Origin of the sequence: Clostridioides sp. GD02404 (genome assembly GCF_045898275.1) — a bacterium.
GTDB classification, from domain to species: Bacteria; Bacillota; Clostridia; order Peptostreptococcales; family Peptostreptococcaceae; genus Clostridioides; species Clostridioides difficile_A.
The window spans coordinates 1-21,472 of the sequence record NZ_JBJOCA010000020.1 but is presented as its reverse complement, the minus strand read 5'-3'; the positions used below and the strand labels follow the sequence as shown (position 1 = coordinate 21,472).

Genomic DNA, 21,472 nt, shown 5'->3' with positions numbered 1-21,472 from the left:
TGTTTAAAAAATAAATAAGTTTTGTAATTAATATAGGAAACAGGAGGTTTTATGAAAAATTATACATTAATATCGCCATGTTTTTTTGGGATGGAAAAAATGCTGGCTAGAGAAATTACTAATTTAGGATATGAAATAATAAAAACAGAAGATGGAAGAATAACATATAAAACTGATGAGTTTGGAATAGCAAAATCAAATATGTGGCTAAGATGTGCTGAAAGAGTACATCTTAAAATTGCTGAATTTGAGGCAAAAAGTTTTGATGAATTATTTGAAAATACAAAAAGAATAAATTGGTCTCGATATATACCTTATGGAGCTCAATTTCCTATATCAAAGGCTTCTTCCATAAAATCAAAATTATACAGTACACCAGATGTACAAGCTATAGTAAAAAAAGCTATCGTAGAAAGCTTAAAGAAAAGTTACTTGGAAGAAGGTTTGCTTAAAGAAGATAAAGAGAAATATCCTATCTTTGTATTTATACATAAAGATAAGGTAACTATTTCTATAGATACAACTGGAGATGCTTTGCATAAGAGAGGATATAGAGAAAAAGCAAATAAAGCACCAATAAGAGAGACTTTAGCTTCTGGGCTTATTTATTTAACACCATGGAAAGCAGGTAGAATTCTAGTGGACCCTATGTGTGGTTCTGGTACTATATTGATTGAAGCCGCTATGATAGGTATAAATATGGCACCTGGTTTAAATAGAGAATTTATATCAGAAAAATGGAGAACTCTTGATAAAAAAATATGGTGGGATATAAGAAAAGATGCTTTTAATAAGATAGATAATGAAACTAAATTTAAGATTTATGGATATGATATAGATGCAGAATGTATAGATATAGCTAGAGAAAATGCTGAAATAGCAGGTGTAGATGAATATATAGAATTTAATATAGGAGATGCAACTCAATTTAAAAGTGAAGATGAGTTTGGATTTATAATTACTAATCCTCCTTATGGAGAAAGATTAGAAGATAAAGATAGTGTTAAACAATTGTATAAAGAGCTTGGTTATGCATTCAGAAGATTAAAAAATTGGTCATATTATTTAATAACATCTTATGAAGATTTTGAATATGAATTTGGACAAAAGGCAGATAAAAAAAGAAAATTGTATAATGGTATGTTAAAAACTAACTTTTTCCAATATCCAGGTCCTAAGCCTCCTAGAAACAATAAATAGCTTTCATATTATTTATGGATAAAAAATATAAAGTTTTATTAAAATAAGTAAAACATTATAACGACTTGAAACGTCTAATTATTGTGAGGAGATTTTTGTAAGCAAAATTCAAGATTGATAGGATTAGGAGGAGTTAAATGAAAGTATTAAAACTTATTACTGTAGTAGCCCTAATGATGCTATTTGTTACTGGATGTAATATTAAAACTGAATCTCCAGAACAATTAGCAAAGATACCTGATTATGATGATACAAAAAAAGTACTGTATGATGGTATTGACCAGTTACTAAAACCAGATTCATCTATGATATTGCCTTCTAATGCAAAAGAAGTAGGAAAAATAAATAAAGTGGATTTAAATGGTGATGGAGTTGATGAATTAGTAGTATTTGAACAAAAAGAAGATTTAAGTAATAATGTAACTCAGGTAGGGTTTGTAACTTTAAGTTATAATGGAGAAAAATATGTACTTGGTGACCATTTTTTAGAAAATGGTGAGTCAATAGAGTATGCTAATTTTTATGATTTGGATTCAGATGGATATAAAGAAGTGGTTTTACTGATTAAATCCAAAGATAAAACTAATATGCATATATATAAAGTAAAAGATAATGAAATAACAAAGGTGTATGATTTAGATGCGTCATGGCTTCCAAACAAAGACGATTTTAATGACATGAAAGTGAAAATTGGATATATAGATGGAGATGACAAATTGGAAATATTGATGCTTCATTTGAATAATAAAACTAATGAAATGTTTGCAAGTGTCGCGAATTTTGATGGGAATATGAAAATCAAGGATTATGTTAAGTTTGAAAATGTGAAGAATTTGAGTGAACTATATATAACTTTAGGTAATGTTGCTTCATCTATTGGAAATTCGTCTGCAGCCATAAAAGGAGCTGTGCTTGATATTCCTATATTAAAGGATAATAACTATATTACACAGATACTTTATATGAAAGATGGAAAAATTAAAAAAGCTTTTAGTGATTATGATAAAACTATTACTAAATCTTATTACATACCTGTAGATGATATTGATAAAGATAAGATTATAGAAATACCTATAGTAGCAGGAAACAATAGAAACACTTACAGTTCTAAAGCATCTGCAAATATAAGTTGGTATAGATGGAATGGAAAAGAAGATGCTAGTTCAAGCTTAATATTTACAAGTCAGATATATTATAACTATAAATATAATTTTAAATTGTTTATTCCAAACAATTTATTTGACAAAATACTTGTTGAACAAGAATTTGTTGGAGAAAAAGCAGTATTTAAATTTTATTATTTTGACTATTCAGATCGTAAGAATTTGTTTAATATAGTAGTAGAGAGTAAAAATAAACTTGAAGATAGAAAAAATCCAAATGCTCAAAATTCTATTGTACTTCAAGAGAGTGATGAATACACTTTCTTGCTAGTCATAAACAATGCAAATGAAATGGATAATCTAGATATTACTATAGACGCATTAAAAGAATATTTCTCATTAATATATGGTTAATATTATACTCAATTGGAGGTTTTATTTTATGAAGGAAAAAATACTTATACTAGAAGATGAAATTGGGATTAGAAGTTTTGTTAGTATAAACTTAAAAAGAGAAGGTTATGAGATAGTTGAGGCAGGTACTGGGAGAGAAGCTATAGAAAAAATGACAACAGAAAGTGACATTACAATAGCTCTTTTGGATGTAATGCTTCCAGATATAAGTGGAATAGAAGTATGCAAATTTATAAGGGAAAATTTTGACCAAGTAGGAATAATAATGCTCACTGCTAAAGCCCAAGAAGATGATAAAATAGAAGGATTTATTTCAGGAGCAGATGATTACATCATAAAACCATTTAGTATAAAAGAACTTTTAGTCAGGGTTTCTGCTCTTCTTAGAAGAGTAGCAAAGGATGATTCAAGTGTTAAGTCAAGTGAGATAGTTTCTCCTCCATTTATACTTGATATAGATAAGAGAAAATTATTTAAAAATGGAAAAGAAATTGAGCTTACTCCAACTGAATTTTCAATAGTGAAATATTTGATATCAAATGCTAAGCAGTCATTAAGTAGAGACCAGATACTAGATGAAGTTTGGGGAACTAATTATTTATATGATTTTAAAATAGTAGATGTAAATATAAGAAGGATAAGAAATAAAATAGAGGATGACCCATCAAAACCAAAATATATACAAACTATTTGGGGTTATGGATACTGTTTTAGAAAGGAAGAATAATAGTGTTACATTTTGAAGGTCTGAGAAAAAAAGTAATAAAAAACTACTTTATAATAATTATTATAATGGTTACTCTGTTTGAAGGATTGTTTATGTTTTATATACAAAACTATTACTATGATTCTGTCAAACAACTACTTGAATCTGAAATAAAATATGCTGATGAATATAACGCTATTACAATGGAGACTACAAGCTTTGAGAAAAAAGTAAAAAACATATTTGATAAGCAACCATTAACTAAGAATTCAGAATTTGGAATTTCAATAATAGATAAGGATAAAAATATTATATTAGACCAATATGGTTTTAAGAGTAAAGAAAAAGCAAATTATGAAGATGTTAATAATGCACTAAAAGATATAAAGACAAAAAACTTAACACCATATACCTATAGAATAGCAGATACTGGAGAACATGTTATGAGTATTTCTCTGCCACTTAAGGTAAATAATATAATAGAAGGTGTTGTTAGATATACAGTTTCATTAGATGCTATTGATAATGCAATATTAAAGCAAGCTACATGGCTTATATTAGCTGGTATATTTATACTTATTATAGCTATACTAATAAGTCTTAAATTTGCTGAGACTCTTATAAAACCATTACGAGAATTAAAGAAATTTGCAAATGAATTGGCTGTAGGAAATTATAATATAAAGTTAGAAAATATGAAAATTGTAGATGATGAGATTGGTGATTTGGCACAGACATTTGAACATATGGCACATGAGATTGATAAGAGTGAAAAATTAAAAGAAGAATTTATATCCTCTGTATCACATGAACTAAGGACCCCTCTTACATCAATAAAGGGATGGAGTGAAACTTTAGGTTATGAAAGTATAACAAGAGAAGAGTTAGACTTAGGTTTAGGTATTATACAAGATGAAACAGAAAGACTTATAAAACTTGTGGAAGAATTATTGGATTTTTCAAGACTTTCTTCAGATAGAATAAAACTTCATGTTGATATAGTTGATGTTGAAGGTTTGGTTGTAGGTGTTGTGAATCAGCTTAAAGTTAAAGCAGCTGAAAAAGATATAGCACTTTTGTTTGAATTTGAAAATGAGTTTATAGAGAATATTCAAGGAGATAAGAACAGATTAAGACAAGTTCTTATAAATTTAATACAGAATTCATTTAAATTTACTGGTCAAGGTGGTTACATAAAAGTTGTAGCTTCTCAAAATGAAGATATAACAACTATATCAGTTGAAGACAATGGCTCAGGCATAGAAAAACAAAATCTAAATAAAGTATTAGATAAGTTCTTCCAAGAAGATTACAATAAAGCTGGTAGTGGGTTAGGTCTAGCAATTAGTAATGAAATTGTAAAACTTCATGGTGGAAGAATGAAAATAGAAAGTGAAAAGAATGTTGGAACAAAAATAACTTTTAATATAAAAAATAAATTTGCTAAACAAGCATAAATTCTTAGAAAGAGGATTAAGATGAGAAACATAAAAATGATAGTAGCATATGATGGTTCAAGATATAAAGGGTACCAAAAACTAGGTGATAATAATATGACTATACAAGAAAAACTTGAAACTGTCTTAAGTAAAATGACTAATGAAACAGTTGAGATAATTGGTTCTGGAAGAACTGATATGGGAGCTCATGCTAGAGGACAAGTAATAAATTTTAGAACAAGTTGTACAGAGTCAGTAGATAAAATCCAAAAATACTTATATGAATATTTACCAGAAGATATAGTCGTAAAAACTGTTGAAGAAGTTGATGAAAGATTTCACTCAAGATATAATGTAAAGTCAAAGACTTATATGTATAAAATTGACAATAACAAATATCACAATCCTTTTATAAGAAAATATGCTACTCATGTAAGTAAAAAATTGGATTTAGATAGAATGATAAAAGCAAGTGAGTACTTAATAGGAGAACATGATTTTACTAGTTTTGCTTCTTCTAAGTCTAAGAAAAAATCGAATATAAGAGAGATTTATTCAATAAATATAAAAGAAGATGATAATGTTATAGAAATATACATTGAAGGAAATGGATTTTTATATAACATGGTAAGAATAATAGTGGGAGCTTTGATAGAAGTAGGTCTTAAAAGAAAAGCCCCACAAGATATTAAGTCTATGCTTGAATCTAAGGATAGAAGTCAAGCATCAGATACAGCACCAGCTAAAGGGTTATGTCTTTGGAAAGTGAGATATTAGTCAATAAAGTAGAAAATCTTCTTAAAACAAAAATAAAATAAATTATATAGTTGACATAAATGGAAAAATAAACTATTATATATTTTATAAGAGAGATATGAAAAACTTTATATTTAAATCCTGTGAGAAAGAGAGTAACTTCTATGCGTTTTATAGAGAGCTAAGGATGGTGGAAGCTTAGCAAATGAGTATTAGTGAAAAGAACTTTGGAGGATGCTAATTGAATTTAGTATGTTAGTAGGTAATCTCGCCTTAAGAGAAAGAGTGGATAAGTTTATCTTATCAATTAGAGTGGTAACGCGGATATATTTCGTCTCTTGGTTTTTCCAAGAGGCGTTTTTTAATATATTTAATTACTAATGTTTATTTAGTATGTCGAACGTTTACTAATTGATTAGCTAAGTTTATCAATAAGAGTGGTACCGCGGATATTTCGCCTCTTAGTATTTAAAAATACTGAGAGGCTTTTTTAGTATTAAAATGATTTTAAGTTAATTTAAATTCTTAAAATCATTCAATATTAAGAATTGCTATTAAACAAAAAATAAAAATCATAATTTAAAATTGGGAGGAATTAAAAATGAAGGAAAAAGTAGTATTAGCATATTCAGGAGGACTTGATACATCAATCATAATACCTTGGTTAAAGGAAAATTATGAAGATATAGATGTTATAGCTGTTTGTGGAAATGTAGGCCAAGAAGATAAAATGGAAGATGTTTATGAAAAGGCTTTACAAAGTGGAGCATCAAAAGCATATGTGGATGATATAAGTGAAGAATTTGTAACTGAAACTATATTCAAGGCTGTAAAAGCAGAAGCTAAATATGAAGGAAAATACTTATTAGGTACTTCTTTAGCAAGACCTATAATAGCTAAGAAACTAGTTGAAGTTGCTCATAAAGAAGGTGCAAAATATATATGTCATGGGTGCACAGGAAAAGGTAATGACCAAGTTAGATTTGAAGCTACAATTGCAGCTCTTGACCCAACTATAAAAGTTATTGCACCTTGGAGAATATGGGATATAAAATCAAGAGAAGATGCTATAGACTATGCAGAAAAGCACAATATAAAGGTAACAGCAACTAAAGCTAAAATATATTCAGTAGATGCTAACCTTTGGCATGTATCAACTGAAGGTGGAGATATAGAGCATTTACAAAATGAACATAAGAAAGATGTTTACAAACAATGTGTAGACCCAGAAGATGCATGTGATGTAGCTGAATATGTAGAAGTTTACTTTGAAAAAGGTGTTCCTAAAAAGGTAAATGGTGAAGAATTATCTCCAGTTGCATTAATTCACAAATTAAATGAATTAGGTTGTAAACATGGAATTGGTGTTATAGATATAGTTGAAAATAGACTTGTTGGTATGAAATCAAGAGGTGTATATGAGACTCCAGGAGGAACAATTCTTTATGAAGCACATAATATTTTAGAAAGTGCTACTTTAGACAAAGATACATTACATTTTAAACAAATGGTATCTTATAAATATGGAGAACTTATTTACAATGGATTATGGTATTGTAAGTTAAGAGAATCTATAGATGCATTTATGGAGCAAACTCAAGATAATGTTACTGGAACAGTAAAAGTTAAACTTTACAAGGGTAATATAAAACCTGCTGGAATATTTACTGAAAATGCTCTTTATGATGAAGGAATATCTTCTTTTGGAGACAGTGAACTTTATGACCACAAAGATGCAGAAGGATTTATTAATCTATTTACTTTACCATTAAAAATTAGAGCTATGAAGGCTGGAAAATAATATAATAAGTTGATTAAGAGTGTATAAAAACTGTTTCTAGTTTTTATATGCTCTTTTTTTATCTAGATTTATTATGTTACACAATATAATAAGATATAGTGTAATTTCAAATAATTTAGTAATAGAAAAATGTAATTCCCTTAAATATAAATTTCATAGGCATAAAAGTTATTGACTCTCTCACTGTAAGAGGGTTTATACTAAATCTAATAAAAATTTATAGTAAGGAGAACGAATATATGAGAAAAATAATTGAAATTAAACATCATTCACATGATTATGAGTGCATGTGGAATGGTATAGAAGATTTATATATGAATAAAACAGGTGAATGCCTTCCAAATGATTTTTTCTTTTTATTATCAGGTTTTGGTTCCTTCTGTTATATGAAAACAGATAAAGCAGAATTAAAAAGAATGGTAGCTTTGGGAGATGGAAGAACAAAAAAGATGTATGAATTTTTAGCACCAATTGTTGGTTTTGAATACAAACATCATGAATTTAGAAGATATGAGCGAGCATTAAAAAAAGCAAAATATGAAATTGATAATGGGTATCCAGTTATTTTAGGAGCCTTAGATATGTATCACTTACCATATTATCAGAAATTATACCATAAAGAACATATTCCTTTTCATTACATATTAATGGTAGGATATGATGATGAAAAAGAAAGAATATACCTGTATGATTGTGGAAGGACTGAGTTATTATACCTATCTTATGAGGAATTACGCCAAAGTATGAATTGTAGTTATTTAGGATTAAGTAAGGCGAATACTATTTGCACAGTTAGAATGACTGGTTTAAAGAGTAAATATGAAATTGCAAGAGAAGCACTTGCTATAAGAAGTAATTTGTTTTTAAATCCACCTAAAGGATTTTTGGGATACAAAGGTTTTGAAAAGTTTATCAAAGAATTGCCGCAATGGAAAAATGAACTGGAAAAAGATGATTATGATAAGATATTATCTAATATGGTTATGTTTTTTGGGGCAGTACCAACCGTTCCAAATGCAATTAAGGGAATTAAAGAACCAGATAGCGTCAAATTTAAAGGAGGTTTTGACAAAATGAGTAGAATGCTTAACCAACTTGGAGAAGAATATAAAAATGACACCTTCATACAAGGAGCTGAGATATTTGATAAAAGTGCTACTATGATTGAGATAATATCTAATATTATAATAGATTATTTAACTCAAAAGAGTGATGATACAGGACAACTTCCTTTACTTTTTTCTGAGATTTTGAAGAATATGAAAGAAGTATATTCGATATTAGATGTATAAAAAATATATATGTCTTTCAAAGGGTATTAATTTTACAGAAGATAGGCTAATTCATATTCTTTGTAAAATATTTTAAATAAATACAGTTGTTTATAATAAAGATATTTTTATTGACCCTGACATAACGTAATAGTGTAATATGAAAATATAGCATGGATGTATTAGTAAATATTGATAGCTATAAAATCAAGTTTTGAGGTGTTGATATGAGAACAGTAAAGCAGGTTTCAGATTTAACAGGAGTAAGCGTAAGAGCATTACACTACTATGATGAAATAGGTCTTTTAAAACCAAATAAAATTACAGATGTAGGGTATAGACTTTATGATGATGAAGCTATTAAGACTCTCCAACAAATTTTATTTTTTAAAGAGATTGACATACCTTTGAAGGAAGTTAAAGAGATAATGTCAAGCCAATACTTTGATAAAGTAGAAGCTTTAAAAAATCAAAAGAAATTACTCATTTTAAAACGAAAAAGATTAGATGAATTAATAGAGCTTATAAATAAAACTATAGAAGGAGAGAGTACTATTAATTTTAAAGAGTTTGACATGAGTGAGTATTTTAATGTACTAGAAGAATTTAAAAAAGATCATAAAAATAAGATAATTAAAATTTATGGGAATGCAGAAAGATATGATGAACTTATTGAAAAAGTTAAATCTAGTGAAGAAAAAATTGCTAAAATGGCTATAAAACAATATGGAACTATTGAGAAGTTTGCAAAAGCTATAAAAACAAACTTTAGCAGTGATATATTGAGTTTAGGAGAAAAATTTGATATATATAAAAATGATTGTTTGAAAGAAAAACATCCTAAATTAAAAGAATTATATAGAAAACTTGTAGAAGACTTAAGTAAGAATCCTTCTTCAAAAGAACTTCAAGAAATAGCGAGAGAGATAACAGATATATCTAAGAAAGATTATGAAATTTTTTACATGGATACTGGAGATGATAATTGGTACAGTATGGTACAAAATTATTTGGTAAATCCTATATGGATAAAAAATATAGATGAAAAATATGGAGATGGAGCAGGGAAGTTTATTGGACAAACCTTAGAAATTTATTTAGGAGATAAAAAGCCTAAGATAAATATCTTGCATGAAAAACTAGTATCAGATTTGAGTAGAGATTGCTCATCAAAAGAAGTTCAAAGTATTGTCGAAGAAATAGACAATGAAATGAAAAAGAGCAATGAATTTTATAAAATAGATAATGGGGAAAGATATTTTGATTACATGGCAGAACTTTATTTATCAAATTCTACATACATAAAAGTAACTGATAAGAAATATGGTGATGGTACATCCAAGTTTATTGGAGAAGCTTTTAAATTTTATTTTGATAGTAACAATTTATAAGTAAAGTCAATAACTATTACAAACTTTGAAGTAAAAATCTATACATTTTGTTAAGATATTTAGTAAAAGCATTAAAACAAGGATATAAATTATCTTACTTTTATTTATATCCTTGCTTAAGTTGTTAGAATATATAGTTTACATCAAATTTAACACTTTCAACAATATTTCCTAAATATGTTTTTATACTTTCGACTTCTTCTAAAGACCTTAATTTATTTTCAGTATAAATTGTCTTATCAAGAATATTAAACTTCAGACCTATTTCATCAAAGTACTCATGATTTAAAACTTTGTACCAATGATTTCTTTCTTTATCCCATCTTGTAGATATGGAATCAGCTTCTTTTTGAGCTTTTTCCCAATCCTCATTTTCTATATATTTTTCCAAAACAGACATATTATTTTTGTAGCCATCTGTAAAGTCGTATAGTTTATTATTGACGTAAAATCCAAATAATAAAAATAAAATAGCCCATATTATAACAAATGTTGTAGATTTCAATATTAATCACCCTTTTTATTTTGAATAAATATTTTGTCGTTTTCGTCTAAAACACAAATAAGAACATCTTTAAAAGTTTCTATGTGGTTAGATTTTAAGATACCCATTAACCAATTAGTATCTTTTTCAGCCATATCTAGATTTTCATTTATTATTCTACCATCCAATATAAGTGGAATTGGTAAATGATTAAATGCTCTTGGAGGAGTACTATTATAACTTGATGCTGGTACAACACTTAAATTACCATCAGTCTCTAAAATAGCATACTGTACATCCTTTAAATTGAAATACCCCTGAATTCTAAGTTGTTCTAATAATTCATCTATACTAACTCTTTCTTTTTTTAGTTCTTTATATACAATTTTCCCCTTATCTATAAGTATAGAAGGTTTACCTGATAAAAATGAACTTAATTTTCTACTTTTTAATGATAGGAATGAAATTAGAGTCTGCATAATTACAAGCCCAGTTATTGCTGCAACGCCATTTATAATTGGTATATTATTATTTTCCATTGGAACAGATGCAACTTCCGCAATTAAAAGTGTTATAACTAAATCAAAACAGTTCATTTCAGCTATCTCACCTTTTCCCATGACTCTAAGCGCAATTAGCACTGTTATGTATAATATAATACTTCTTATTAATACTACTGTCATATCTATCAATTACTCCTTTAAAAAATATTTGCATTTAGTTATTATGTCCCATATAAGAATTTTAATTCAAAATATAAAAAACACCTTAAGTAATTAAATTCAATTATTTAAGGTGTTCTTGATAATTTTAATATTAAATTTTTTATAGATTTTCTATTGCTCTTATTTATTTTAATGACAGATTCAGCAAAATTATTTTTGTCTCCTAATTTTAAAATAAAATCAGGATATTCTTCAAATTCGTTGAGTTTTATTAATTTAAAAGAAGAAGACAGATTTTTAAAGTTAATAATTTTAGAGTTATTTACTAGTACGCTTCTTTTTTTAAAATAGATTTCTTTTTTACTTATATTCAGTATATTTAATATTTGTTTGAGATAAATTATTATATCTTCTGGAGTTTTCTCGAATTTAAGTTCAAAATTTTCATCTTCGAAGTATGGAATATAATATAAAGGAGTTTTGATAGGAGGTAATTTATTATATAATTCTTCAAGAGTGTTAATATCTTTAGGATAGTTAAGGTAAAAGCTTTTACATACATTCATTAAATCCATAGCATCTGAAAGTGAATTATGTTTAATTTCTCCTTCTACAGAAAAAATCTTTTTCATATTAAGTAAAGATAATTGTCTAGATAAGATTCTATTATTGTATGTAATGTGTTGAGATATAAAAGGTTGAATATCAATCATCATATTAAACAACTCTAAGCATTTACCAGTATATTTACATACTCTAAATGAATTTAGAAGACCAGCAATGTCAAAATCACCCCAATTGTATATTGTAATATCATTAAATTTGCAAAACCATCTATAAAAATCATCCATAACATATAAAAGGTTAGGAGCATTATCAATATCTAATTGATTTAGTTTAGTAAGCTTTTTACATTTATTTGAAAGTATTTCATTGTATTTTGGTTTAACCAAAGAATAATAGTCGTCCATTATATTAAATTCATTATCAACTAAAACTCCACCAATTGAAATTAATTCAGCTCCATTATATTCTAATTTATTTTTATTATCATCTAGCATATTAAATTCAAAGTCTATAAATAACTTGTATTTCATAAATATAAAGCACATCCTCATGTATATTATTTAGTGTAACTAAGCATCATAAGAATCAATCGATATAATGATTCTAAACATCAAAGGCTCATTACAACTTTTATTTATTTCATAATTTAATTCAAATAAATCTTTTAGTATGTAATTTATAAGTATTCTTTCCCAACCCATTTTTAAATTCACTTTAGAGTTTAGCAATGTGTTTTCTATTTTTTTAAATATTTCTATATTTGCTGGGATTATACTAAGTTCAATACTACTTTTAAATGGATTAGACTGTAAATCAGTTATAAGTATGTCTTTTAATTCTTCTGTAAGCTCAGAGATTAAACTATCACCTATATATTTTTTAATTATTTCCTCTCTAATTTCCCTTAAGTTTAGCAATATTAGTACCTGCTACTTACATTATATTATGAAAAGTGTAGTAAAATTCAAGTAAATTTTTTATTACACTTAAAATAGTAGCTTTTCCTTTCATTTTAGTTTTTAAGATTATTTTGTATAATTAACACATAAAAAACTATCAATATTAATGTATAAGAATAATAGGTTGTTAAATGTTTGAAATAAATTATATTTAGAATCCAGAGAAAAAGTATATAAAATAACATCTTATAGATTTAATTTATATACTTTTTCTCTGGATTCCTTTAACATCGAGAGATTAGTTATTATTTACCAATTCCTCTTTCTGATAATTTTTCTAACATATCTTTAGTCATTTTATCTAAATTATAATTAAATTTAAAGTTCCATTCTTCTACTGCGCTACTGCTATCTAGAGAATCAGGCCAAGAATCAGCTATACTTTGTCTTACTGGGTCTACATCATACTCCATTACAAAGTCAGGGATATATTTTTTTATAGAAGCAGCTATTTCCTCAGGAGCAAAACTCATAGCAGTAATATTGAAAGCATTTCTATGAATAAGTTTATCAGCTGGAGCTTCAATTAAATCCACTATTGCCTGAAGTGCATCAGGCATATACATCATATCCATTTTAGTGCCTTTTGCTATATAAGATTTATATTTCTTATTTTTTAATGCTTCATAATATATATCAACTGCATAATCTGTAGTTCCTCCACCAGGAGGAGTAACATAAGAAATAAGACCTGGAAATCTAACACCTCTAGTGTCTACTCCAAACTTTGAGTGATAATAATCACATAGTAACTCACCAGAAACTTTAGTTACACCATACATAGTATTAGGTCTTTGTAGTGTATCTTGAGGAGTCATATTTTTTGGAGAATTTTCACCAAATGCGGCAATTGAACTAGGTGTGAAAAATTTACAATCTAGTTCTCTAGCTATTTCAAGTCCATTTATTAATCCATTCATATTTAAATTCCATGCCTCTAAAGGCTTGCTTTCAGCAACTGCAGAAAGTAGAGAAGCTAGATGAATTATAGTGTCCACATCGTATTTTTTAGCAATTTCAAAGAAGCGGTCTTTATCTGTAACATCTAATATTTCAAATATACCAGATTCACACACAGTGTTTTCATCTTTTATTCTTCTTGAACTAGCAATTACATTTTTATCTCCATATTCATTTCTAAGTTTTATAGTTAATTCTGAACCTATTTGTCCTAATGCACCTGTTATAAGTATTTTTTTCAATTTGACAACCTCCTTGGGGTTTGATTTATGTAGTATTGCTTATTTTTATTTTAGCAAATCTTTTGTTTAAATACAAAGGATTAAACTCAATAATATATTGTTTAATTTAATAGAGTTCAATTACTGTTTAAAAAAGTAATATTCAAAGACGTATTACATAATACTGGTAAATTAGATTAAATTATTATAAATAGATATAGATTGTGTGACTAAGTCACAGAAATTAAAATAAATTTAAGATATAATAAAATCATATCATTTGAAATATTTAGTAGAGGCAATTCCATAAATAAAAAGCAATTTAAATTTAGAAAGCTATAAACTTAGATACTGTAAGCATAAGTTAGAGTTTATAGTTGTAGAAATGTTATATAACAATATTGATATTATTATAATATTAAACAGTAATAAAATATATAAAATAAAATCTGAAAGGAAGTATAAAAATGACAAGACCATCAATATATCATAGCCAAGGATACACTTGTGCAGAAGCGTTAATAAAGTCTTATAATGAAGAACATAACACAGATATACCCATTTCAATAGGAAGTGGTATGGGGGTTGGAATTACTGTTGGAAGTGTCTGTGGAGCTGTAAATGCAGCTATTGTCATAATCGGTTATCTAAATGGAAGAAAGAGTAATTTGGATGAAAATATGGCAAGAAAGTATTCAAGAGAATTAATGAATAGAGTAAGAGATAGATACAGCACAGAAATATGTGCATCCTTGAAGAAAAATAAAGTAAGCTGTGAAGAAATAATAAATTTCACATATGATGCTTTAAATGAAATGCTAGAAAGTCAAAAATAATCATAGAGAACAAGTATTTTATATTTAATAAAATACTTGTTTTTTTTATTATTTTCAATATATTATAATTTAAAAATCCAATTTTATTATATTTTAATCGAAATAATTTACTTAAAACGATAATAATTGATAAAAAAATATAAATACTGTAATTAAGAAAATGTAAATGATTTAATATTAAGTGAGTTGTTATATTTATTGATATAAAGTGAAATAAACTAATGAGTAAATTTATAAATTATAAAGAAATATATAAGAAAATAAAAGAGATAATTAATGTAATATAAAGTAAAAAAGCGAAAAAGTATATAATTTATTTATAAAATAAAGAAAAAATAGAATTTTAAGATAAAATGCAAAGATTATATCATAATATGGTATAATTAGTAAAAATATAGAGATTGGAGGAATTGATTTGTTTATAGAGGAAGAATTAGAAGGATATATATTAAAATGTAAAATATCTGAAGACTTTAAAGATAAGCCCGGATATAGTGATGAAGAGTTTTACGTTACAGTCTATAAAGATGAAAGTTCTGACTCTGGGTATTATGCTTTACTAGAAAATAAAGAAGAAAAAGTAGTATGGGATGGAGAAGTCGTTGCCAATAATATTTTTAATAAACTTTGGGTTGTAGTAGACAAAGTTAAAGCTGGATAATAATGTAATTATATAGTAATTATAATACTTTAAATGGATTTTTATATATATGAGATGAGTAAATAACAAAGATTATTCGATACTGGAGGGGTAGTTCAATGGAATATAGTTATAGCAAGATGAATCTAAAAAAAGGGGATATTGTAGAAGTAAATTTAGAGAAACAAGCTAATGTAATATTGCTAGATCATATAAATTATGTGAAATTTAAAAATCAAAAAAATTATGATTACTATGGCGGGTTTGCCAAGAAAAATCTATGTAGAATGAGAGTACCTAATACAGGAACATGGTATTTGGTTGTAAATCAAGATGGAAATAGTGGAATAGTTGGTTTTTCAATTAATACAATTCAAAATTAATTTGATTAAAAAATAGCTACACACTCTCGTGATTTTAGTCGTGAGTTAGTAGCCAAAGAGTAGTCAGCATATAGGGAAACTTATATGTAGAGATAGGATATAATCTATCCAATACTACTTGAAAATATCAGAGATTATTACTTATTGTGTATTTTATATAATTAACATAAAATTAATAAATAGTTGTTATAAAATAATAATTTGTAAAGATATATTTGTATATACCTTTACAAATTATTTATAATACTTAATTTTTTATTGTTCTTAACTAAATTATACATATTAGTAAAATTTATACTATTAAAATATTTATTGTTAACATAAAGCTCCACCTTTAAGGTGTAGAGGAGCATCAAGTATGTCTTCTTTTCTTTCCAAAACATCATCTGATAAAAGCATATCTATAAATTTATCAACACCAATCCTGTCAATTGTTATTCCAAAGCGTTCTCCTGTTTTACCTTGTTCTCTAAATAAAAGAATTGCTTTTTCAATTAAAGTCATAAGTTCTTGTTTTGAAAACAATCTATCGATTTGTGTTCCAGGACGAACAGATTTTCCCCATTTTCCTCCTATATATACTTTATAACCAGATTCTTTTTCTTCAATACTGTCAAAATTGCAACTTTCTATGCATTTTCCACAGTTATTACATAAATTACTATCTATTTCAAGTTTACCTTTATCTGTTAATTTAGCTGCTTTGACAGGACAGACTTCCATAACAGCACATTTTTTACAACCAACACAAAGCTCAGAGTCGTAATCAGGTACACGTTGACCAACAATTCCAAGGTCATTTAAGTCAGGTTTAATACAATTATTAGGGCATCCTCCGACACCAATTTTAAATTTATGAGGTAGCTTTACATCATACCAACCTTTGTAAAATTCTTGATGTATTTCAGCAGCTAGTGCCTGTGTATCAGTTAAACCATGAACACAAACAGTACCCTTACAAGCTACAACAGGACGAACTCTTGAACCAGTTCCACCTGTGATTAGATTTTCACTAGCAATAAATTCACTTAAAGCTTCAATGTCTTCAAATTTTACACCAGGTAACTCTACTGTTAATCTAGTAGTAAATGCTAACTGACCATTTCCGAATTTTTCAGCAGCTTCTGCAATCTTTTTTGCTTGAGATGTATTTATTACGCCATTTACAGTTATTATACGTGCTGCAAAATGTTCTCCATCTCTGCTTGGTAAAAAACCTCTACCTTTTAATTCTTTTTTTTGTTCTGCTGTAATATTACTCATAATTACTCCTCCATTACCTTAAGATTTGGATAAAATAGTATTCCACCTTCAAGAACTTTAGTATTTGTATAGCCAAAGCGTCTTAAACGATTTTGAGCCATATAACTATTTTTACCTTTTGCACATATAAGAAGGATTTTTTCATCCTTAGAAAGACCTTCAATTTCTCCATTAATCTCCCCAACAGGAAGATAACGTAAGCTAGGAATAGAAGGAGCTTTTGAAACATCTATTTTAGTCCAACTATCAAAGTCTTCTATTTCATCAAGTAAAACACTATCAAGTTCTCCATTAAGTTTGTTTTGTAAAACATTTACTGCTACTACAAATGGATGAATAGCAGTTGAAAAAGGCGGTGCATATGCAAGGTCCATACTTTCTAATGAATAAAGGTCAGCTCCTAAAGTTATTGCAGTGGCAGATATATCTACTATTTTATCGACAGCTCCAGGTCCCATAACTTGAACACCCAATAATTTTCTAGTATCCTTTTCAGCAACCATTCTTATAATAAAATTAGATGCACCTGGATAATAGTGAGCTTTGTCATCAGTAGCTATAGTTACAGAACAAACATTATAACCTTCTTTTTCAGCAGTTTCTTTACTTAGTCCTGTTTTTCCTGCATTGAGTTCAGGTAATTTTACTACTGTTGTTCCAAGGACACCATTGTAGGTTTTAGATTTACCAGATATATTTTGTGCACAAATTCTACCTTCATGATTTGCAGATGAACCCATAGGTGACCATGTAGGTTTATTTGTTAAAGCATTTTTTACAAATGCACAATCTCCAACTACATATATATCTTTATCGTTTGTAAGCATATATTCATCTGCAATAAGTGTTTTATTTGGAGCAAATTCTAGACCTGTATCTTTTAGAAAGTTTGTGTTAGGGCGAATCCCAACTGACATAACTACTAAATCTGTTTTAATGACTCTATTTTTAGTACGAAGTTTTTCGACCTTATTTTGACCTTCAATGCCTACAACTTGGTCACCTGTAAAAATCATTATACCTTTATCAGCCATATGATTTTCAACATATTCAGCAAAGTCGGTATCAAATCCAGGCATAACATGTTCAGCCATATCAATAACACTTACATGTATGCCCATTGCAGAAAGGTTTTCAGCGATTTCAAGACCAATAAAACCTCCACCAATAACAACCGCTCTCTTAACACCATCTCCAATAGAATCTCTTAGTGTTATAGCATCATTTGGAGTGCGCATAAAGAATACTCCAGATAAGTCAATGCCAGGTATTGGTGGTTTTATTGGGTCTGCTCCTGTAGCAATTACAAGTTTGTCATAGCTTAAATTTTCTTCTTTTCCTGTTGAAATCGTTTTCAAAATTACTTGTTTTGTAGCTCTATCAATAGAGGTAACTTCAACACCACAACGAACTTCTGTTCCTGTTAGTTTCGAAAAACTTTCAGGTGTATTGACAATTAAAGATGATTTATCTTTAATTATATTGCCAACATAGTATGGTAGACCACAACCAGCATAAGAAATATCTTCACCTTTATTTAGAATTGTAACAGAGCAGTTATTACCCATTTCACGTTTTATTTTTGCAGCAGTCTTTGTTCCAGCGGCAACTCCACCTATAATCAATACTTTCACAATATATCACACTCCAATCTCTTTTATAACTCTATGCTAAAATTATAGTTCTTGACAATACATTTGTAAAATACTAAAATATTAATAAAATCATAAGTATTTACTAATGTTTGCTAAGGTTGTGATAATATGACTATTCGCAGTCTTGAGATATTTGTTAAGGTTGCCGAGTGTGGTAAAATGAGTGAAGTAGCAAGAAATATGTATATTACACAGTCATCAGTTAGTCAAGTCATTTCAGAAATAGAAAAAGAGTATGGAGTTAAGTTATTTGAAAGAATTTCAAAAAAATTATATTTGACAGAAGCAGGAAAAAAACTTCTTGGATATGGGAGGCATCTTTTATCTATAAATGAAGAAATGAATGATTGCATGAAACACTGTGCAAAAAATATTCGTATAAAAGTTGGAGCTACAGTAACTGTTGGAACATGTGTAATAAGCCCAATAATACTAGAGTTATATAAAGTAAATCCTTTGATAGAACCAGAAGTATTTGTAGAAGATACAAGGTTGATTGCAAAGAAACTACTTAATAGTGAATTAGATATTGCCATTGTAGAGGGCAAAATAAAGCATCCAGATATTGTTACAAAAAGCATTATTAATGACCATTTAGTACTTATATGTTCTAATAAGCATGAGTTTTACAAAAGAGATTACATAAACGTTTCAGAACTTTCAAATCAACCATTAATTATGCGTGAGTTGGGAAGCGGCACAAGAGCACAGTTAGAAAATCAGTTAAAAGAATTGAAAATTCCAATGAATATTAGATGGTCATGTTATAATTCTGAAGCTATATTGAGAGCAGTTGTAGATAATTTTGGTATTGCAGTTATATCTGAATTACTTGTTGAAGATTATTTAAAAAAACATCTTTTATGGTGTTGTGATATTGAAGGTATTAATTTACAGAGGACATTCGACATTGCATATCATAAAAATAAATTTTTTACGGAAAATATCTCATCATTTTTTGATATTTCAGTAGAGTTTGGAAAAAAGCAAATGAGAAAAAAGAATAAAAAAGTGAATGTTTTGTAACGTACTAAAAATAAAATAGGAAATACAAAAAGAGTATATTAATATACTCTTTTTGTATTCGCCTATGCTATTAAATAGATTTAGTTTAAAAAATATCTTTACTATTTTAAATTAATATTAACCTAAATTAACACCAAAGTTTCCACATAGTCCTGCAAGACCATCTTCGAAACCAGAACCTAAAGCATTGAATTTCCATTCTTCATTATGTCTATACAATTCTGCAACTACTATTGCTGTTTCTATGCTAAAATCTTCACCTAATTCATATTTAATAAGTTCTTCGTTAGTTTCTTCATTGTAGATTCTTATATATGAATTTTCAACCTGTCCAAAATTTTGTCTTCTTGTTACAGCTTCATTTATAGTAACTGTAAATGATATTTTAGCAATGTCTTGTGGTATTTTAGATAAGTCTACATTTATTTGTTCATCATCACCATCACCAACACCTGTTCTATTATCACCCATATATTCAACTGCTCCAGAAGCATGTTTTAAATTATTGTAGAATATAAAGTCTCCATCATTTGTAACTTTACCATTAGCACCAGTTAAAAATGCAGAAGCATCTAAATCAAAATCAAAGCCACCATCATACTTATTAGTATCCCATCCTAATCCTACTACTACTTTTTTAAGACCAGGGTTAGTTTTTGTTAAACTTACTTTTTGTCCTTTTGCCAAAGTTATACCCATTTAAAACAACTCCTTGTTATAAATTTTTTATTGTAATTATTATTAACTATATAAATTAGTTAATTCACGAAGTTCTTCATTTTGACCAATACCTAAAGCATTAAATTTCCATTCTCCATTTCTTTGATAAATTTCACCTGCCAAAACTGTGACTTTACCAGAAAAATCTTCTTGAAGGTTATACTTAAATAGTTCTTGTTTAGAATTTGCATCAATTAATCTTATAAAAGAATTATTCATTTGACCAAAATCTTGATTTCTTTTGTTAGCTTTGTATATAGAGACTCCAAAAATTATCTTATGTACATATTCTGGAATACCATCTAAATTGACCATTATCTGTTCATCATCACCTTCACCTCTTCCAGTTAAGTTATCTCCAGTGTGTATAATAGCTTTAGAAGGATGCTTAAGATTCCCAAAATAAACTAAATCACTCTTAGAACTCATTTTATCTTGGCTAGTCAATGCTATTGCAAAAGCATCTAGGTCATAATTTTTTTTACCTAGTTTGTTCATGTCCCATCCTAATCCTACAGTTACATTTTTTACAGGATTATTGTCTTTTACTAAACTTACTCTTTGTCCTTTTTGTAAACTAACACTCATTTTTAGTTCTCCTTTTTGTATTTTAAGTTTTATTGGTAGTTATAAGTGTAAGAATCATATTAGCTCTATTATATACATACTTAGACTAATTTGGCTATATCTACAAACTATTTAATTGTATAATTACGTAAATATTTTAGAATGTTATATTTAAGTTCAAGTATAGCTAGAAAAATTTATATAAAGTCTGGAGGTAGTTATGATGGAAGTGTTTTGGATTATTGATTGAAAAATAGCTACGCACACTTGTTACTTTAGTCATGAGTTAGTAGCTAAAATAGTCAGCATATAGGGAAACTTATATGTAGAGATAGGATAGAACCTATCCAATACTACTTGAATTGCTAGAAATCCCTAAAGCTAACCGAACTAAAACATAAGGATGAAATAAACCTAAGTGTGAAAGTTACGAAAGTAGAAAAAA

At 27.7% G+C, this 21,472-nt stretch carries 21 protein-coding genes and 1 other annotated feature; of the genes, 12 read left to right on the top strand and 9 right to left on the bottom strand.

Annotated elements, in window-relative coordinates; translation table 11 throughout:
• Positions 1–51 precede the first annotated feature (51 nt).
• From Q3287_RS12705 to Q3287_RS12670, 8 genes are all read left to right on the top strand, one after another.
• A complete protein-coding gene (locus Q3287_RS12705) occupies positions 52–1,200 on the top strand; it encodes a class I SAM-dependent RNA methyltransferase (RefSeq protein ID WP_054270260.1) in 1,149 nt (382 codons plus the stop codon).
• Positions 1,201–1,337: 137 nt separating this feature from the next.
• Positions 1,338–2,717, top strand: a complete 1,380-nt coding sequence (locus Q3287_RS12700; RefSeq protein ID WP_054276673.1) for a hypothetical protein — start codon at positions 1,338–1,340, stop codon at positions 2,715–2,717.
• A gap of 28 nt (positions 2,718–2,745) precedes the next feature.
• Positions 2,746–3,444: a cell wall metabolism DNA-binding response regulator WalR gene (gene walR / locus Q3287_RS12695; RefSeq protein WP_054270262.1), complete on the top strand. Its 699-nt coding sequence runs from the start codon at positions 2,746–2,748 to the stop codon at positions 3,442–3,444.
• 2 nt (positions 3,445–3,446) lie between these two features.
• Entirely contained in the window at positions 3,447–4,880 is a 1,434-nt protein-coding gene (walK, locus tag Q3287_RS12690) for a cell wall metabolism sensor histidine kinase WalK (protein ID WP_074179386.1), read from the top strand.
• Positions 4,881–4,901: 21 nt separating this feature from the next.
• Positions 4,902–5,639 (top strand): tRNA pseudouridine(38-40) synthase TruA, encoded by a 738-nt coding sequence (gene truA / locus Q3287_RS12685; RefSeq protein WP_054270264.1) that lies wholly within the window; start codon positions 4,902–4,904, stop codon positions 5,637–5,639.
• Positions 5,640–5,752: 113 nt separating this feature from the next.
• Positions 5,753–5,960 (top strand) — a binding site (T-box leader).
• A gap of 259 nt (positions 5,961–6,219) precedes the next feature.
• Positions 6,220–7,419, top strand: a complete 1,200-nt coding sequence (locus Q3287_RS12680) for an argininosuccinate synthase (protein WP_054270265.1) — start codon at positions 6,220–6,222, stop codon at positions 7,417–7,419.
• Positions 7,420–7,658: 239 nt separating this feature from the next.
• Positions 7,659–8,711, top strand: coding sequence for a BtrH N-terminal domain-containing protein (locus Q3287_RS12675; RefSeq protein ID WP_407964156.1), 1,053 nt, complete (start codon positions 7,659–7,661; stop codon positions 8,709–8,711).
• A 206-nt stretch (positions 8,712–8,917) separates the two neighbouring features.
• A complete protein-coding gene (locus tag Q3287_RS12670; protein WP_407964155.1) occupies positions 8,918–10,081 on the top strand; it encodes a TipAS antibiotic-recognition domain-containing protein in 1,164 nt (387 codons plus the stop codon).
• Positions 10,082–10,205: 124 nt separating this feature from the next.
• On the opposite strand, the gene Q3287_RS12665 is transcribed toward Q3287_RS12670, so the two are convergent.
• The 5 genes from Q3287_RS12665 to Q3287_RS12645 form a co-directional block, all read right to left on the bottom strand.
• Entirely contained in the window at positions 10,206–10,586 is a 381-nt protein-coding gene (locus Q3287_RS12665; protein ID WP_054276676.1) for a DUF4363 family protein, read from the bottom strand.
• Between the two features lie 2 nt (positions 10,587–10,588).
• Positions 10,589–11,248, bottom strand: coding sequence for a DUF421 domain-containing protein (locus tag Q3287_RS12660; protein WP_054276677.1), 660 nt, complete (start codon positions 11,246–11,248; stop codon positions 10,589–10,591).
• A gap of 107 nt (positions 11,249–11,355) precedes the next feature.
• Positions 11,356–12,327, bottom strand: a complete 972-nt coding sequence (locus Q3287_RS12655) for a 3'-5' exonuclease (protein ID WP_054270270.1) — start codon at positions 12,325–12,327, stop codon at positions 11,356–11,358.
• A gap of 39 nt (positions 12,328–12,366) precedes the next feature.
• Positions 12,367–12,714 carry a hypothetical protein gene (locus Q3287_RS12650; protein WP_054276678.1) on the bottom strand — a complete coding sequence of 116 codons (348 nt, stop codon included), beginning with the start codon at positions 12,712–12,714 and terminating at the stop codon, positions 12,367–12,369.
• A gap of 287 nt (positions 12,715–13,001) precedes the next feature.
• Positions 13,002–13,958: an L-threonine 3-dehydrogenase gene (locus Q3287_RS12645; RefSeq protein ID WP_407964154.1), complete on the bottom strand. Its 957-nt coding sequence runs from the start codon at positions 13,956–13,958 to the stop codon at positions 13,002–13,004.
• 446 nt (positions 13,959–14,404) lie between these two features.
• Here Q3287_RS12645 and Q3287_RS12640 point away from each other — a divergent pair, with 446 nt between their 5' ends.
• The 3 genes from Q3287_RS12640 (at position 14,405) to Q3287_RS12630 (ending at position 15,796) form a co-directional block, all read left to right on the top strand.
• Complete coding sequence (locus Q3287_RS12640) at positions 14,405–14,773, top strand: C-GCAxxG-C-C family (seleno)protein (protein WP_054270273.1); 369 nt, start codon at positions 14,405–14,407, stop codon at positions 14,771–14,773.
• Between the two features lie 415 nt (positions 14,774–15,188).
• Positions 15,189–15,434, top strand: a complete 246-nt coding sequence (locus Q3287_RS12635) for a hypothetical protein (RefSeq protein ID WP_054270274.1) — start codon at positions 15,189–15,191, stop codon at positions 15,432–15,434.
• A 98-nt stretch (positions 15,435–15,532) separates the two neighbouring features.
• A complete protein-coding gene (locus tag Q3287_RS12630) occupies positions 15,533–15,796 on the top strand; it encodes a DUF1883 domain-containing protein (RefSeq protein WP_054270275.1) in 264 nt (87 codons plus the stop codon).
• Between the two features lie 315 nt (positions 15,797–16,111).
• Here the strand turns inward: Q3287_RS12630 and Q3287_RS12625 are convergent, their stop codons facing one another.
• On the bottom strand, positions 16,112–17,059 hold the full coding sequence (locus Q3287_RS12625; protein WP_074179382.1) for a 4Fe-4S dicluster domain-containing protein: 948 nt from the start codon (positions 17,057–17,059) through the stop codon (positions 16,112–16,114).
• 2 nt (positions 17,060–17,061) lie between these two features.
• Positions 17,062–18,693 (bottom strand): FAD-dependent oxidoreductase, encoded by a 1,632-nt coding sequence (locus tag Q3287_RS12620; RefSeq protein WP_407964153.1) that lies wholly within the window; start codon positions 18,691–18,693, stop codon positions 17,062–17,064.
• 129 nt (positions 18,694–18,822) lie between these two features.
• Between Q3287_RS12620 and Q3287_RS12615 the strand changes: the two genes are divergently transcribed.
• Complete coding sequence (locus Q3287_RS12615; RefSeq protein ID WP_054276682.1) at positions 18,823–19,740, top strand: LysR family transcriptional regulator; 918 nt, start codon at positions 18,823–18,825, stop codon at positions 19,738–19,740.
• A gap of 117 nt (positions 19,741–19,857) precedes the next feature.
• Here Q3287_RS12615 and Q3287_RS12610 read toward each other — a convergent pair whose 3' ends face one another.
• The gene (locus Q3287_RS12610) at positions 19,858–20,439 is read right to left on the bottom strand and encodes a TerD family protein (RefSeq protein ID WP_054270279.1); all 582 of its coding nucleotides are present in this window, start codon (positions 20,437–20,439) and stop codon (positions 19,858–19,860) included.
• Positions 20,440–20,481: 42 nt separating this feature from the next.
• Positions 20,482–21,048 (bottom strand): TerD family protein, encoded by a 567-nt coding sequence (locus tag Q3287_RS12605; protein ID WP_054276683.1) that lies wholly within the window; start codon positions 21,046–21,048, stop codon positions 20,482–20,484.
• Between the last annotated feature and the right edge of the window lie 424 nt (positions 21,049–21,472).